14 protein-coding genes are annotated in these 15251 nt (G+C 58.6%); 8 read left to right on the top strand and 6 right to left on the bottom strand.

All coding sequences use genetic code 11. The features are described 5' to 3' along the window. Positions 1–7: 7 nt before the first annotated feature. From ACR0ES_RS03940 to ACR0ES_RS03930, 3 genes are read right to left on the bottom strand one after another with little or no spacing between them, the layout of a single operon-like run. Positions 8–1366, bottom strand: a complete 1359-nt coding sequence (locus ACR0ES_RS03940; protein WP_209596891.1) for a glutamine synthetase family protein — start codon at positions 1364–1366, stop codon at positions 8–10. Continuing rightward, positions 1366–2046 carry a type 1 glutamine amidotransferase gene (locus ACR0ES_RS03935; protein WP_480484188.1) on the bottom strand — a complete coding sequence of 227 codons (681 nt, stop codon included), beginning with the start codon at positions 2044–2046 and terminating at the stop codon, positions 1366–1368. The genes ACR0ES_RS03940 and ACR0ES_RS03935 overlap by 1 nt, the downstream gene beginning before the upstream one ends. Before the next feature lie 59 nt (positions 2047–2105). Further along, positions 2106–3425 (bottom strand): glutamine synthetase family protein, encoded by a 1320-nt coding sequence (locus ACR0ES_RS03930; protein ID WP_480546534.1) that lies wholly within the window; start codon positions 3423–3425, stop codon positions 2106–2108. A gap of 401 nt (positions 3426–3826) precedes the next feature. Between ACR0ES_RS03930 and dusA the strand changes: the two genes are divergently transcribed. From dusA to ACR0ES_RS03910, 4 genes are read left to right on the top strand one after another with little or no spacing between them, the layout of a single operon-like run. Further along, positions 3827–4834 (top strand): tRNA dihydrouridine(20/20a) synthase DusA, encoded by a 1008-nt coding sequence (gene dusA, locus ACR0ES_RS03925; RefSeq protein ID WP_480869546.1) that lies wholly within the window; start codon positions 3827–3829, stop codon positions 4832–4834. Positions 4835–4852: 18 nt separating this feature from the next. After that, entirely contained in the window at positions 4853–5677 is an 825-nt protein-coding gene (locus ACR0ES_RS03920; protein ID WP_480869544.1) for a sulfite exporter TauE/SafE family protein, read from the top strand. Next, positions 5674–6456, top strand: coding sequence for a hypothetical protein (locus ACR0ES_RS03915; RefSeq protein ID WP_480869542.1), 783 nt, complete (start codon positions 5674–5676; stop codon positions 6454–6456). The genes ACR0ES_RS03920 and ACR0ES_RS03915 overlap by 4 nt, the downstream gene beginning before the upstream one ends. A gap of 36 nt (positions 6457–6492) precedes the next feature. Continuing rightward, positions 6493–7221 carry a SpoIIAA family protein gene (locus ACR0ES_RS03910; RefSeq protein ID WP_480869539.1) on the top strand — a complete coding sequence of 243 codons (729 nt, stop codon included), beginning with the start codon at positions 6493–6495 and terminating at the stop codon, positions 7219–7221. A 622-nt stretch (positions 7222–7843) separates the two neighbouring features. Here ACR0ES_RS03910 and ACR0ES_RS03905 read toward each other — a convergent pair. From ACR0ES_RS03905 to ccmI, 3 genes are read right to left on the bottom strand one after another with little or no spacing between them, the layout of a single operon-like run. Beyond that, positions 7844–8077: a DUF1289 domain-containing protein gene (locus ACR0ES_RS03905; RefSeq protein WP_209503450.1), complete on the bottom strand. Its 234-nt coding sequence runs from the start codon at positions 8075–8077 to the stop codon at positions 7844–7846. 18 nt (positions 8078–8095) lie between these two features. Beyond that, positions 8096–8560 carry a Holliday junction resolvase RuvX gene (gene ruvX, locus ACR0ES_RS03900; RefSeq protein WP_267365234.1) on the bottom strand — a complete coding sequence of 155 codons (465 nt, stop codon included), beginning with the start codon at positions 8558–8560 and terminating at the stop codon, positions 8096–8098. Then, positions 8557–9777 (bottom strand): c-type cytochrome biogenesis protein CcmI, encoded by a 1221-nt coding sequence (ccmI, locus tag ACR0ES_RS03895; protein WP_480772878.1) that lies wholly within the window; start codon positions 9775–9777, stop codon positions 8557–8559. Before ccmI ends, ruvX begins: the two co-directional genes overlap by 4 nt. A gap of 176 nt (positions 9778–9953) precedes the next feature. Between ccmI and ACR0ES_RS03890 the strand changes: the two genes are divergently transcribed. The 4 genes from ACR0ES_RS03890 (at position 9954) to ACR0ES_RS03875 (ending at position 15244) form a co-directional block, all read left to right on the top strand. Next, positions 9954–11198: a sarcosine oxidase subunit beta family protein gene (locus ACR0ES_RS03890; protein WP_267365236.1), complete on the top strand. Its 1245-nt coding sequence runs from the start codon at positions 9954–9956 to the stop codon at positions 11196–11198. A gap of 75 nt (positions 11199–11273) precedes the next feature. Next, positions 11274–11603 carry a sarcosine oxidase subunit delta gene (locus tag ACR0ES_RS03885; RefSeq protein WP_480473438.1) on the top strand — a complete coding sequence of 110 codons (330 nt, stop codon included), beginning with the start codon at positions 11274–11276 and terminating at the stop codon, positions 11601–11603. Between the two features lie 67 nt (positions 11604–11670). Next, positions 11671–14685, top strand: coding sequence for a sarcosine oxidase subunit alpha family protein (locus tag ACR0ES_RS03880; protein ID WP_480485225.1), 3015 nt, complete (start codon positions 11671–11673; stop codon positions 14683–14685). Beyond that, positions 14678–15244, top strand: coding sequence for a sarcosine oxidase subunit gamma (locus tag ACR0ES_RS03875; protein ID WP_480480299.1), 567 nt, complete (start codon positions 14678–14680; stop codon positions 15242–15244). The genes ACR0ES_RS03880 and ACR0ES_RS03875 overlap by 8 nt, the downstream gene beginning before the upstream one ends. Positions 15245–15251: the final 7 nt, after the last annotated feature.

The following is a 15251-nucleotide window of genomic DNA, read 5'->3' as shown; positions in this document are numbered from 1 at the left end:
AAAAGTCTCAGACGTTGATCAGCAGATGTTCCCGTTCCCACGGAGAGATGACCTGCAGAAATTCTTCATACTCGGCCCGTTTTACGATGCCATAGACACGGGCAAACTCGGGGCCAAGGATTTCGTGCAGGGCGGTGGCTTCGTCAAACAGATCCAGCGCATCGCCCATGACCTGCGGGATATCCCCTTCGCCTTCATAGGCGTCACCATAGAATTGACGACGCGGACGCTCCTGTTCGACCAGACCCAGATAGCCGCACGCCAGCGACAGGGCGATGCCCAGATACGGATTGCAATCCATACCGGCGATGCGGTTTTCGACACGGCGCGATTCAGGTCCGGACAGAGGAACGCGAATGCCGGTAGTGCGGTTGTCGCGAGCCCATTCCAGATTAATCGGCGCCGCGTGGTCTTTCACGTAACGACGATACGAGTTCACATAAGGTGCCATCACGGCCAGACCGGCGGGCAGATGGTTCTGCAGCCCGGCAATGAAGTGATAGAACGCGTCCGTTTCGCCGCCCTGCGGGCCCGAAAAGATGTTCTGGCCGGTCTCCATGTCGATAATCGAATGATGGATATGCATGGCCGAGCCCGGCTCTTCCTCGATCGGTTTGGCCATGAAGGTTGCAAAACAATTATGCCGCAATGCCGCTTCGCGGATCAGGCGTTTGAAGTAGAAAACCTCATCAGCAAGTTTGACCGGGTTGCCGTGGCGCAGGTTGATCTCCAACTGGCCCGCACCGCCTTCCTGGGTGATGCCATCGATTTCGAACCCCTGATGTTCGGCAAAGTCATAGATATCGTCGATGACCGGGCCGAACTCGTCCACCGCAGTCATCGAATACGCCTGCCGCGCCGCAGCGGGGCGGCCAGAACGCCCCATCATCGGCTTGATTTCCTGTGCGGGATCGACGTTGGGGGCGACCAGAAAGAACTCCATCTCTGGCGCAACAACCGGTTTCCAGCCTCGGTTGTGATACAGCTGGACCACGCGTTTTAACACGTTGCGTGGGCTATAAGGGATCGGATCACCATCCCGGTCATAGGCGTCGTGGATCACCTGCAGCGTCCAGTCCCCGGTCCAGGGCGCGGCTGAAGCCGTCGAATAGTCGGGCTTCAGGATCATGTCCTTTTCGATGAACCCGTCGTCACCCGCGGCTTCACCCCAGTCCCCCGTGATGGTCTGGAAGAAGATGCTGTCGGGCAGGTGAAAATAGGATTGCTTGGCGAATTTCGTGGCAGGCACGGCCTTGCCACGCGCAATTCCGGGAAGGTCCGAGATGATACATTCAACCTCGTCCAGCCGCTGTCCGTGGAAATAGGCTTTGGCGGCTTCCGGCAGTTTATCAGTCCAATCAGCCATCAGGCTCTCTCTTTCTTTAAAAACTCGGCCATATGGCGCGCGATTGTGGCGTTGTCATCCGGAGCGGTTTCGCGATTTGCGGCCTCGCGCATCAGGTCTTCGGGGACGACGCCTTTTCCCCGTGTGCGCATCAGGCCCGCGACAAAACCATTGGTGAATTCGGGGTGGGCCTGAACCGTCCAGATCGTGTCTCCATAAGCCAGCATAGCGTTTTCGCAAAATGCGTTCTGACCCAGAACGCGCGCCCCTTCGGGTAGCTCGACAACCTGATCCTGATGCCAGGCATTCAGCCAGACAGTGTTGCCGTCAAACTCGTATTCAGTGCGTCCGACAGCCCAACCGCCCTTGAATTTCTCGACCTTGCCGCCCAGTGCCTGCGCGATAATCTGATGCCCAAAGCATACGCCGATCAGTGGCTTTCCGCTTTGCTGTATCTCTCTGACCAAGTCTTCCAGTGGGGCGATCCATGGCAAGTCTTCGTACGCGCCGTGGCGCGAACCGGTAATGACCCAGCCATCTGCGTCATCCGCGCTGCTTGGGAATATGCCGTCGACTACGGCGAAGGTCTGGAACTCGAATCCGTTGCCACCGAGAAGTGCAGGAAACAGCTCATCATAGTCGCCGAATTCGCCATGCAACGCATCTGGTGTGTGGCCGGTTTGTAATATGCCGATTTTCATGTGTCACCAAATTTGATCAAATTCACTCTAGCTGAGTCCGAATGAGGCGGCAAGGGGGGTCAAACCGCCTCGAGATAGCTCAGCCAGTGATCTTCAGGAGTGATACGCTCAAATCGTTCAACTTCCTGTCGCTTAGTCATGGTCAGGTACTGGATCAGGTCAGCCGAGAAAAGTCGGGCGACCAGGGGGTCGGTTTCAAACCTGTCAATTGCAGTTGCCCAGTCCGGCATCAGTTGGGGCAGGTCTTCAATATCGTAAGCATTGCCTGTGATCGGGGCAGGGGGGTGCAGGCCGTCTTCGATCCCGACAAGGGCTGCGCCCAATACCGCCGTCAGCATCAGGTAAGGGTTGATGTCACCACCCGCGACGCGGTGTTCGATGCGCCGCGCTGCCGGTGCTCCACCCGGGATGCGAATTGCGGCTGTTCTGTTCTCATAGGCCCAGCAGGCCCCGGTCGGCGCATGCGCACCCGGTACAAGCCGGGTGTATGAATTGCCATGCGGAGCAAAAATCAACGTGCTGCCTGGCATGGCCGCCACACAACCCGCGACAGCGGAATGCAGAATGCTGGTCCCTTCAGGCCCGCCATTGTCGAACACATTGCGACCGCGTTGGTCCAGCACTGAGAAGTGCACATGCATCCCATTGCCCGCATCATCGGCATAGGGTTTTGACATGAATGTTGCGGCAAACCCGTGTTTGCGCGCAAGGCCGCGTGTCAACGCCTTGAAAAGCCACGTATCGTCGGCGCAGCGCATGGCATCCTGATGATTCAGGTTGATTTCGAACTGGCCAACGCCACTTTCCGAGATGGCGGTTTGTGCGGGGATGTCCATGGCGGCGCAGCCATCGTAGAGGTCTGTAAAGAAATCCTCGAACGCATCCATTTCAGCGACCGACAGAACGGATTCGTGCAGCAGGCGGCGCCCGGTGATCGGGTTCAACGGAGGTTGCGGTTGCGCGCCCGAGGCATCGATGAGTGTGAATTCCAGTTCGGTCGCCGCGACGACCGACCAACCGCGTTTGGCATATCGGTCAAGAATGGCAGACAGAGCGTGACGCGGATCACCCGCAAACGGAGTGCCTGCATCGTCAAACAAGCTCATCGGAACCAGCGCCGTTTCTTTCGGAAGCCAGGGGACAGGCACCGGGCCCCGGTCGGTTGGTCGCAGCACGCCATCAGCATCGCCCGTTTCAAACACCAGCGGGCTGCCGTGGATGTCCGCGCCCCAGAGATCGACATTGAGCGCCGAGAACGGCATTCGCACTGCACCTTTCTCCAGCTTGCTCGCATATTCAGGGGGCACGCGCTTGCCCCGCATCTGACCGTTCAGGTCACAGGCAGTCACACGAAAACTGTGCAGGGCGCTCAGGTCCATTTGGGGCTCCGTCAATTCTGTTTCCCCGTGATGTACTTCAATGGATCGGATTTGTCACCAAATTTGATCAAATTTTGATTTTTGGGTCAGATGCGGCTGCTCGACATAGATTTTTGGTTGAGTGCAAAAGTGGTCCTGCCGACAAAGCTCGCGTCTCGCATTTCCAGCAGTGAAAACATCATGGGAGTATCTGTTAATCCATTGAACATATTCCACAATGGCGATGTCTGCGGCAAGTCAGAGAGTGGTTAGATTTTCCCAGTGTTGAAAGCGCGGCGATCGGATTTGATGCGACGCCTGAATCCGCAAAGCAGCTTCTTTTGACCACTCCTCGAAAATTGGCTTATTTCGACGATTTTTCTATGATAGCTGCGGGTTTCGTACTCTTGAGGATAGTTGAGTTGACTGCACGTGGAAGAGATAACATTCAACACCATGCCACGCTGAGCATTGCGCCGATGATGGATTGGACCGACCGCCACTGTCGGTATTTTCATCGGCTGCTTAGCTCGGAAACCCTGCTGTATACCGAGATGGTAACCGCACCGGCGCTTGTTCGGGGTGGGGCGCTGCATCTGTTGGATCATTCACCGCAGGAACATCCCGTGGCTTTGCAGTTGGGTGGGTCCGATCCGGAGGAGCTGGCGCAAGCGGCGCGTTTGGGTGCTGATGCAGGATATGATGAGATCAATCTGAACTGTGGGTGCCCGTCGGACAGGGTGCAGTCTGGTACTTTCGGGGCGGTTCTGATGAAAGATCCAGCGCGGGTTGCAGAATGCGTCGCAGCAATGCGCGACGCGGTTAATGTGGATGTCACGGTCAAATGCCGCATCGGTGTGGATAATCAAGAGCCCGAAGAAGCTCTGCCTGCGTTTCTTGAGCAGATCAGTGCGGCAGGTTGTCAAAGAGTAACGATCCATGCGCGCAAGGCGTGGTTGCAGGGGTTGAGCCCCAAGGAAAACCGCGATGTTCCACCGCTTGATTATGACCTTGTGCATCGGATGAAAGCCGCGTTTGCGGATCTGCATATATCGATCAATGGTGGTATCGCCAGCTTGGATGAAGCAGCAGCACATCTGGACGCGGGTCTTGACGGTGTCATGATCGGTCGGGCGGCCTATCATCAACCCGGTGATATCCTGGCAGATGCTGACCGGCGCATATTTGGCGTTGGAACCGTTCGCGATCCGATGACGGTTGTTCAAGAAATGGTGCCCTATGTTGAGGGGCACCTTGCCAATGGCGGGTGTTTGCACCAGATCACGCGGCATATGCTGGGTCTCTTTGCGGGGCGTCCCGGTGCGCGGGCATGGCGGCGCGCCTTGTCCGAAGGGGCCGTGCATGAAGGGGCCGGGCCAGAAGTCATGCTACAGGCCCTGAACCACATAGCGCCGATGGTCGAGGTTTAGACGGCAAAAGGGGGGACGATGCCCGAGACAATTTTGCTGGCCCAGATGATGGGCCTTTTGCTTGTGATCGGCGCGCTGGCCGGTGTGCTTGCCGGGCTGTTGGGAGTGGGCGGCGGTATCGTTCTGGTCCCCGCGTTCTTCTATGCGTTTCAAACGCTTGGCTATGGCGGCCCGCAACTGATGCAGCTCTGTCTGGCGACGTCGCTGGCCACGATCATTGTAACGTCGATGCGGTCAGTTCTTGCCCACAACAAGAAGGGTGCGGTGGACTGGGATATCCTGCGCGATTGGGGGCCGGGTATTGTCGTCGGCGCAATTGTCGGAGTGTTGGTCGCATCGGCCCTGCGGACCGAGGCTTTGCAGGCACTGTTCGGAATTCTGGGCATGGTGATCGGTGCCTATCTTGGGTTGGGTCGCGCAGAATGGCGGTTGGGCGACTCAATGCCCGGCGGTATCAAACGGGCCGTCCTATCCCCGCTGGTCGGGTTTCTTTCCGTTCTGATGGGCATCGGCGGCGGCAGTTTCGGTGTGCCGCTGATGAGCCTCTATAACACCCCTATCCACCGCGCGGTCGCGACCGCGGCCGGGTTTGGGGTGATCATCGCCGTACCGTCGGTCATTGGGTTCTTGTTTGTGGATATCGCGCCCGAGCATCGCCCCCCGTTGACCATTGGCGCGGTTAATCTTGTGGCCTTCGGGATCGTTGTCGCAATGACAATGATCACCGCGCCCTGGGGGGTAAAGCTGGCCCATGCAATGGACCCAAAACCGTTGAAACGTGTCTTCGCCGTGTTCCTGACGCTGGTCGCTCTGAACATGCTGCGCAAGGCCGTTGGCTTATGAGCGATTTTTCTGCCCGGGGCTGGGTGAAATTCCCGTATGATCCGGTGCTGGCCGAATGGGTGAACCACGCTTTGCCTGCCGCACGGGCGTCGACAACGGACCCGGCCCACGCGGAATGGTTGGATTGCGAAGGGACGTGGTTCATCGGTGTCGACGCACTGCCCAATGACACGAAGGGCAGGGTCGGGCAGTCCGGGTCTCTGACCGGAAAGGCCATGGCGTTCATCGACAAACACTTTGGAGATTTACCGCTGCACAAGGGGCAGGTTTCTGTCGTTTATCCGGGTTATCCGCGCCCGCGCCGGGGCGAGAATGAAGCGGCCACCCGGTACCGTCGAAACAGGGATGCGGCCCATGTGGACGGTTTGCGCCCAACAGGGCCGGATCGCCGCCGCCGGGTTGATGAACCTCATGCCTGGATTCTGGGCATTCCACTGACCGAGGCCAGCGCAGACGCGTCTCCGATGGTGGTGTGGGACGGCAGTCATGACATTCTACGGACCGCGTTCAGGCGGGCGCTTGAAGGGATACCGCCTGAGGTCCTGCACGACGTTGACATAACGGATATCTACCAATCCGCCCGTCGCGAGGTGTTTGCGACCTGCCCAAGGATCGAGGTGCCTGCAAAGCCGGGAGAGGCCTATCTGCTGCACCGCCATTGCCTGCACGGGGTTGCTCCCTGGGCCGCAGGGGCGACGGCGGGGCAGGATGGTCGAATGATCGCCTATTTCCGCCCCGAATGCTCCGGTGGAGTAGCCGAATGGATCGAATCCGCCTAACGTCCTGTCATTATTTGGCTTTGGAGGTTTTGACCGATGATGACGGTTCATACGAATTCTGACGGTGCACTCATAGAAGTCGAGTTGTCGGGGCAAGTGACCAGCGCCGACTACGCCAATACTCTGGTTCCCGCGATCGAGGCTGCGCTGACCGAACATGACACGGTTCGGCTGCTGGCAATAATCCAACCTGAATTCCAGGGGTACGATCTGGGCGCGGCCTGGTCCGACACCAAGCTGGGGTTAAGCCATTGGCGAGGTTTCGACCGGATCGCAGTTGTTGCTGACCAGGGCTGGGTGCAGACAAGCGTTCGTCTGGCTGCCCCCATCCTGCCCTGTCCGGTTCAGGTGTTCGATCTGGTCGAGCTTGAGGCGGCCCGACGCTGGATGCGTGAGTCCCTGGGATCGATCCACGTGACTGACCTGAGCGGCCCATGTGTTCAGATCAGCCTATTGGGCAAGCTGGACCCTGAATGGTACAAACAGGCAGAACGTGATCTGGATGCATTGTTACAGGACCGGCCAGGGTTTCGCCTGCTGATAGACCTCAGGGAGTTTGACGGCTGGCAAGGGCTGTCAGCGCTTGCGGCGCATTTTCGGTTGGCCAGCCGACATATCGGACAACTGGACCGAGCTGCCATCGTTGGGGACAAAAGCTGGCAGCGCATGGCGCAGAAGGTCGCCAGCCATGTGTTAGGGACCCGGACACAGTTTTTCCCGTCCGAAGAGTACGAGAACGCCAGGGCTTGGCTTGCCGCCGGATAAAACCTTCGACTGTGGAACGCCTGAGCAGGCAACACCCAATCGGTCAAGGTTCGTGATGCAGCCTCAAATCCGGTTGTGCGATGTCAGGCATGATTCGACTGCTGACGGCGGATTTTCACAGCTTCAGCCCCAACTTTCCCAGTCTTGGCAAAGTCGAATCGAAAAGTGACGTAAGGAAATTATGGGCTTTTGTGAGTTTTTCTTGATTGAGGCGTCAAAAACGATCAAAGGCCGCGTGTTTTCCCCCTACTTGTGACGGGAAATACCTTTAGCCACACCCTGTCGCTGCGGGTTACCACTCACGTTGAACCTCAATGTTCAAGAGCTAGACCCCCTCGGAGCTCGAACTCGACCCGCAGTGGCACGGTTACTGGAAACGGGACGTCCGCAATGCCACTTAAGACTTTGATCGGAAGACTCACTAATACCAGAAAGACCAAACGTGCGGCTGACGTGCTGCAATCGGAATGCGCGCGCAATGATGATCGGCGGCCCAAAACCAGCCAATCCGAGATTGCGCTTCTGTTTCAGAAAGAACTGCGTGGCACCGCGCCGAACGCACCTATCCCGAAAAGGGCCGCACAGTCGGCAGAAATGTCATCAAAACGTCTACGCTGATCGGTCAGGAGCCATTCATGCGAGCGGCACGCCCGCCGCGCCGCTTGCTGAGCCGCGGTTTACGAGACGGCAGGTCGTTCATGATTTCAGCGCGTTCGCTGCTGTCCATCCTGGACCAGCGAGAGATCTCGTCAATCGTGCGGTAACATCCGGTGCAGATACGCTCGGCTGGATGGACAACACAAATCTGGACACAAGGGCTTTCGACCTCATTGCGCTTCCAAACCATGTTCGTCATCGATCGGTCTCCGACCTGTTACAAAAAGCGCAGCCTGTCCAGCGCTCCCTGCAAGATATAACCTGCTGCAACGTGATCAATAACCTGTCCGCGACGTTTTCGTGACGTATCCGCCTCAAGCAGTGCTTTTTCTGCCGCAACCGTACTCAGCCGTTCATCCCAGAATCCGATAGGTAATTCCGTCAGACGGGACAGGTTTCGCGCAAATGCCCGCGTAGATTGGCAGCGCGGCCCCTCTGTGCCATCCATGTTTTTGGGAAGACCCAACAGAATGCCGCCAATCTCGCGATCCGTAGCAATTTCAATCAACCGGGCGGAATCGAGTGTGAATTTCTTGCGCCTTACAGTCTCCAACGGGCTGGCCACGCCCCGCATCCGGTCGGAAACTGCGACACCGATGGTCTTTTCGCCCAGATCCAGCCCAATCAGCGCTTGCATCGGGGGCAGCGCCTTGGCGAAGTCTTCGAAAACGTCGTGGATCATTTCGCAATCCCTGCTTGCAGGGCTGCGGCATCAATGATCTGCAAGGCCTCGGTGTTTCCGGCAAACACCTCCAGCGCCTCATTGTGGATATCCATGGCCCGTTGGCCCTGACCCAGAACACCCAGTGCGGCGATCAAACGAGCCCATTCCTCGGGTGCGCCGCCTTCTGTCGCCAGGCGGTCGGACAACTGATCCACCATTCCCTGAATCATCTGCTGCCGTTCCTCGGGGCTCATTTCCGCTGCTGCGGCCATGTCTTCGCGACTTGGTCCGGACGGTGCGCTCATGTCCGGTGCATTGAAAACCCCTGCCCGAAAGGCCAACTCATCAATCTGATCCCGGATCGCACCTGCCCATGGTGCGCCTGTTGGGGCTTCCCTCAGCGTTTCAACCCAAATGCGGTAGGCAAGGTCTGGTCGTCCGGTCTGAACCAGCATTTGCCCCCAGTAATACCGGGCCGGACCGTGATGAGGATCGCGTTTCAAAGCTTCGGCAAGGGCCTGTTCAGCTTCGGGCGACACATATCCACCCGCAGCCAGGATCATCATCTCGGCAAAATCCGCGTAATGCTCGGCTGTGGCTGCGTCGCTTGACAGTTCGATCACCCTTTGTTGCGCGGTATATCCGTCCTTGAAGTTCCCTGAATTGGTCTCATGCTGCGCCAAAAGCATCTGCCCCTGCAAATCATCCGGGCGGGCCGCAACGGTCTCTCGCAACTGCTTGAGAAGGGACGCGTAATTTTCGTCAAGCTGCGCCGCTTGAGGTGGGGTCGCCAGTTCTTCTGCGGCGTTCTGGGACGGGCGATTGGCACGGACCTCCTCGGCCAGTTCCAGTCGCGCGGTCAGGGGCATGTCGGGCAACCCGACGGCGCCAATACGATGATACATCGCCATCGCGCCCCCGATGATGATCAGCATGACAACCGGGATTGTCACAATCGAGACGGTCCGTGATGGCCCGGCACCCGAGCCACCCTTTTTCATCTGTTCGTCAGCGGCAAGAATTCGTCGGGAGATTTCGGTGCGGACCCGTTCCGCATCTGCCTCACCAATCACCCCGCGCGCCAGATCCCGGTCCACACCGGTCAGCTGTTCGCGATACACCCGCAGATCGTACGCCGCCGCAGGTTCATCCCCGCGGCGTTTGCGCAGCAATGTGAAGCTCAGAAATGCCGCAATCAGAAGCGCGACAAGAAAAATCAGAACCCAGAACGTCATGGCCCCTCCGAAGATACTGCCCTGACTTAGACCTGTGGGGCGTCCGACAAAAGGGACAAATGGCCGCGAATGAACGACATGTCGCAATAGTGCGATATTGCGGCGTTGCGCGGCGCGGTTAAACTGTCGCCGCGCGGCATATCTGCGCGCAATCACCGAACCGGATGGATTCGCTTATGAAACACTACTCAGCCTTTGCTGTCGCGCGGGAGGCCCTGCGCTATCACACCGGATGGGAACGCGCCTGGCGTTCGCCCGAGCCCAAGAAACGTTATGACGTCATCATCATCGGTGCTGGCGGGCATGGTCTTGCAACCGCGTATTACCTTGGCAAGAACTACGGCATTCAGAATGTCGCGGTGATCGAAAAAGGCTGGCTGGGTGGTGGTAACACGGGTCGAAACACAACGATCATCCGTTCGAACTACCTGCAGGATCCTTCAGCGGCGATCTACGAGAAAGCACGTGGCCTTTATGAGGATCTGAGCCAGGATCTGAACTACAACATCATGTTCAGCCCGCGTGGCGTGATCATGCTGGCGCAGACCCAGCATGAGATTCGCGGCTATCAGCGCACGGCCCATGCAAACGCCCTTCAAGGTGTGAAGACCGAATGGATCGGGCCCGAACGCGTCAAGCAACTTGTGCCTATCATCAATCTGGACGGTCCCCGCTATCCGGTTCTGGGCGGGCTCTGGCAGGAACGCGGGGGCACTGCGCGTCACGATGCCGTGGCGTGGGGCTATGCGCGCGCCTGTTCGGCGATGGGTATGGATATCATCCAACAATGCGAGGTCACCGGCGTACGCTCGGAAAACGGTCGTGTCGTCGGCGTAGACACCACCAAGGGTGCCATCGATTGCGACAAGCTGGGTATCGTCGTTGCGGGCCACTCCGGTCAACTGGCCGAGATGGCGGGCTTCCGTCTCCCGCTGGAAGCCGTCGCATTGCAGGCACTGGTATCCGAACCCATCAAACCCTGCATGGACGTGGTCGTGATGGCCAACACCGTTCACGGCTACATGTCGCAGTCTGACAAGGGCGAGATGGTGATCGGTGGTGGTACCGACGGGTTCAACAACTTCACCCAACGTGGCAGCTTCCATCATATCGAGGAAACCGTCCGCGCCTTGGTCGAAACCTTCCCGATGATCTCGCGCCTGAAGATGCTGCGCCAGTGGGGTGGGATTGTGGACATGACCGGTGACCGCTCGCCTATCCTGTCGAAAACTCCGCTGCAGGGCTGCTTTATCAATGGGGGCTGGGGCACCGGCGGCTTTAAGGCAATCCCTGGCTCGGGCTGGGGCATGGCGCAGCTGATGGCCACAGGTCATTCACCTTTGACCGAGGCCTTCTCGCTGGACCGCTTCAAGGAAGGCCGCTTCATCGACGAAAGCGTGGCCGCCGGGGTGGCCCACTGAAGGTGGGTCCGAGGTTGCCAAGAAACAGAATTCTGGTTGGCCGCTGCGCCAACCAACCGCCAAAAGGATGACAACATGCTGATCCTGAATTGCCCTTACTGCGGCGTTGATGCCGAAGAAACAGAACTGGCCGCCGGTGGCGAGGCGCATCTGAAGCGTTTTGGTCCCGGCTCGTCGGATGACGAGTTCCACGACTACCTGTTCATGCGCGAAAACCCCAAAGGCGTGCACTTTGAACGTTGGCGCCATGCCAATGGCTGTGGCAAGTGGTTTCACGCGGCGCGCTGCACAAGCACGCTAGAAGTGTTCGGCACTTACACGGCTCAGACCTCCGAGCCACCGCAGGACATCAAAGAGGCCATCGCCGCAAAGCGCCCTGGATGGACCTGGAGAGAGTTCTCCTGATGCTTCATCTTTTCACAAATACTCCCGCCGGAGGCTCCGACGCCTCCACCCGCGAAAGGTCCGCACAATGAGCACCCGTCTCGCAAAACAAGGCCGGCTGATTGACCGGTCGAAAAAGGTCACGTTTACCTTCAACGGCACGTCGATGCAGGGCTATGAGGGCGACACGCTTGCCTCGGCGCTGCTGGCCAACGATCAGATGATGATGGGCCGGTCGTTCAAATACCACCGCCCCCGCGGCGTTGTCGCCAGCGGTGCGGAAGAACCAAACGCTCTGGTCGGGCTGGGGCAGGGCAACCGGTTTGAACCGAACCAGCGCGCCACCACGACCGAGCTGTTCAACGGCCTGACTGCGATTTCGCAAAACCATTGGCCAAGCCTTGAACACGACATCGGCGCGGTGAATACGGCATTCGCCCGGTTCCTGCCGGCTGGCTTCTACTACAAGACGTTCATCCACCCCAAACCGTTCTGGAAGCACGTCTACGAGCCGTTCATCCGTCAGTCTGCCGGTCTGGGCAAAGCGCCCGACAAGGACAGCCGCGATGCCGATACCTATGAGCACTTCTATGCCTTCACCGATGTTCTGGTCATCGGTGGCGGTGTGGCTGGCCTACAATCGGCAAAGGCGGCGGCAGCTTCGGGTGCCAAGGTTCTGCTGATTGAGCAGAGCGCACATTGGGGCGGTCGCGCTCCGGTTGACGGCGGCACAGTCAATGATGAGCCTGTGGATAAGTTCGTGGAGCAATTGGTTTCCGAACTCGAAACAATGGACAACGTCACCATGCGCTCCCGCTGCATGGGCGCGGGTGTTTATGACCATGGTTACGTTCTGGGTTATGAACGCCTGACAGACCACACGCCGGGCGTGCAAGGCCCGCGCCACCGCCTCTGGCGTATCCGCGCCAAGCAAATTGTAACCGCAACTGGCGCAATTGAACGCCCGTTGTCCTTTGCAGGTAACGATGTTCCGGGTGTGATGCTGGCTTCGGCCATGCGCGATTATGCCGTGAACTGGGGTGTCACCTCGGGCGAACGTGTCATCGTCGCCACCAACAATGACGACGCCTATCGCACCGCGATTACGCTGAAGCAAGCGGGTGTGGATGTTTTGCGTATTGTTGACGCACGGGCAACGGCTGGACCTTTGGCAGAGGAAGCCCGCCAGTTGGGTATCCGCGTTGATCCGGGCAAGGCCATTGCCAAGGTCAAGGGCGGCAAGCGCGTCAAAAAAGTCGCCATCTGCAACCAGGAAGGTGTTGGAGGCGCTCGTGAAGAGGTTGAAGCAGATGCAGTGGCCATGTCGGGCGGCTGGTCGCCGGTCGTTCATATGTGGTCTCATTGCGGTGGCAAGCTGACCTGGGATGACGCGAATGCCTTTTTCCGCCCCGATCCCTCGCGCCCGCCGCTGGGCGCAAATGGCGAAGGTTTTGTTCTGGCCGCCGGGGCATCGAATGGCGCGTTGGCGCTGGGCGATGTTCTGACTGACGCCCACACTGTAGGAAAAGCAGCAGCCAAGGCGGCCGGATTTAAGCCCAAAAACATCAAGGCTCCGGTTGGCGAAACCACTGCAGAAGCTCCTATGGAGGCTGTCTGGCTGATGCCAGCAAACGCAGAAATCCAGCTGCGCATGAAATCCTGGCTCGACTTCCAGAATGACGTCAAAGTCTCGGACGTCCAACTGGCTGCGCGCGAGGGCTATGAGAGCGTTGAGCACACCAAGCGTTACACCACACTTGGTATGGCGACGGATCAGGGTAAGTTGAGCAACATCAATGGCTTGGCGATCCTCGCTGATGCGTTGGAGTCCGAAATCCCGAAGGTCGGCACCACGACCTTCCGCCCGCCTTATACACCCATCTCGATGGGCGCGATCGGCGGTGAAGCGCGGGGTGAAGTGTTCCAGCCGATCCGTCAGACCCCAATGCACAACTGGCACGACAAGAACGGCGCGGACTGGGAGCCGGTCGGCCACTGGCGCCGGACCTACGCCTATGTCCGTCCTGGTGAATCCGTGCATGACGCCGTGAACCGTGAGGTGAAGAACACCCGCGAAAACCTTGGCCTGCTGGACGCCTCGACGCTGGGCAAGCTGATCGTCAAAGGCCCCGACGCTGGCAAGTTTCTGGACATGTTGTACACCAACATGATGTCCACGCTGAAGGTCGGAAAATGCCGCTATGGCCTGATGTGCTCGGAAAACGGCTTTCTGATCGACGACGGCGTGGTCGCACGCATCGATGAGGACACATGGCTGTGCCACACCACCACCGGCGGTGCCGAGCGTATCCATGGTCACATGGAAGAATGGCTACAAACCGAATGGTGGGACTGGAAAGTCTATGTCGCCAACGTGACCGAGCAATATGCTCAGGTCGCTGTAGTCGGCCCCAATGCCCGTAAGGTTCTTGAAAAGCTGGGCGGCATGGATGTCAGCCGCGAGGCGCTGCCCTTCATGGAATGGCGCGATGGCAAGATCGGCGCGTTCGACTGCCGCGCCTATCGCATCTCGTTCTCGGGCGAGTTGTCCTACGAGATCGCCGTTCCCGCCTCGCAGGGTCAGGCGTTCTGGGATGCCCTGATGGAAGCAGGCAAGGAATTCGGTGTGATGCCTTATGGCACAGAATGTCTGCACATTCTTCGGGCCGAGAAGGGCTTTATCATGATCGGCGACGAGACCGACGGCACCGTGATCCCGCAGGATCTTGGGCTGCACTGGGCGCTGTCGAAAAAGAAAGAGGACTACCTCGGTAAACGCGCCCATTTGCGCAGCCATATGGCGGACCCCGAGCGCTGGAAACTGGTTGGGCTTGAGACTGTGGATGGTTCTGTTCTGCCTGATGGCGCATATGCAGTGGGCGAGGGTGTGAATGCCAATGGTCAGCGCAATATGATCGGGCGGGTCACCTCGACCTATTACTCGGCCAACCTCGGTAAAGGGATCGCTATGGGCCTGATCAAGCACGGCCCGGACCGGATGGGCGACGTGGTCGAGTTCCCGGGCACCGACGGCAAAACCTACAAAGCCAAGATCGTGGACCCGATCTTCTTCGATAAGGACGGGGAGAAGCAGAATGTCTGAACCTATCAGCGCATTGAACCACGCCAGCTATGATGGCATCGCTAATGTCAGGGAATGTGGCCTGCAAGGCATGATCACCCTGCGCGGTGACTTGTCCGACAAAAGCCTCGCCAAGGCCGTCAAGGACGCGACTGGGCAGAACGTACCCGGTCAGCGCGAGGCGCTGGTCAGCGGAGATACCGGCGTATGCTGGATGTCACCGGACGAGCTGCTGGTGCTGGTCCCTTATGCCGAGGTCGAGGCCAAACTGGCCGCAATTATCAAAGCTTTGGGAAAAACTCACGCACTGGCCGTCAACGTCTCGGATGCCCGCGCGGTCTTCACAATATCAGGCGCCAGCGCACGAGAAGTGTTGGGCAAAGTCGCTCCGGTTGATCTGTCGGCCGAGGCCTTCCAACTCGGCCAAATCCGCCGTTCGCGCCTGGCGCAAGTGGCAGGTGCGTTCTGGATGGACGATGCCGAAACTTTCCGCGTGGTCTGCTTCCGTTCGGCTGCGGATTACGTTTTCAAACTGCTGAAGGTTGCGGCGCAACCGGGCAGTGAGGTTGGCGTTTACTGACCTGTCT

Source organism: Ruegeria sp. N7 (genome assembly GCF_056531345.1).
Note: the sequence above shows the minus strand (reverse complement) of the source record. Positions and strands in the feature narration are given on the sequence as shown.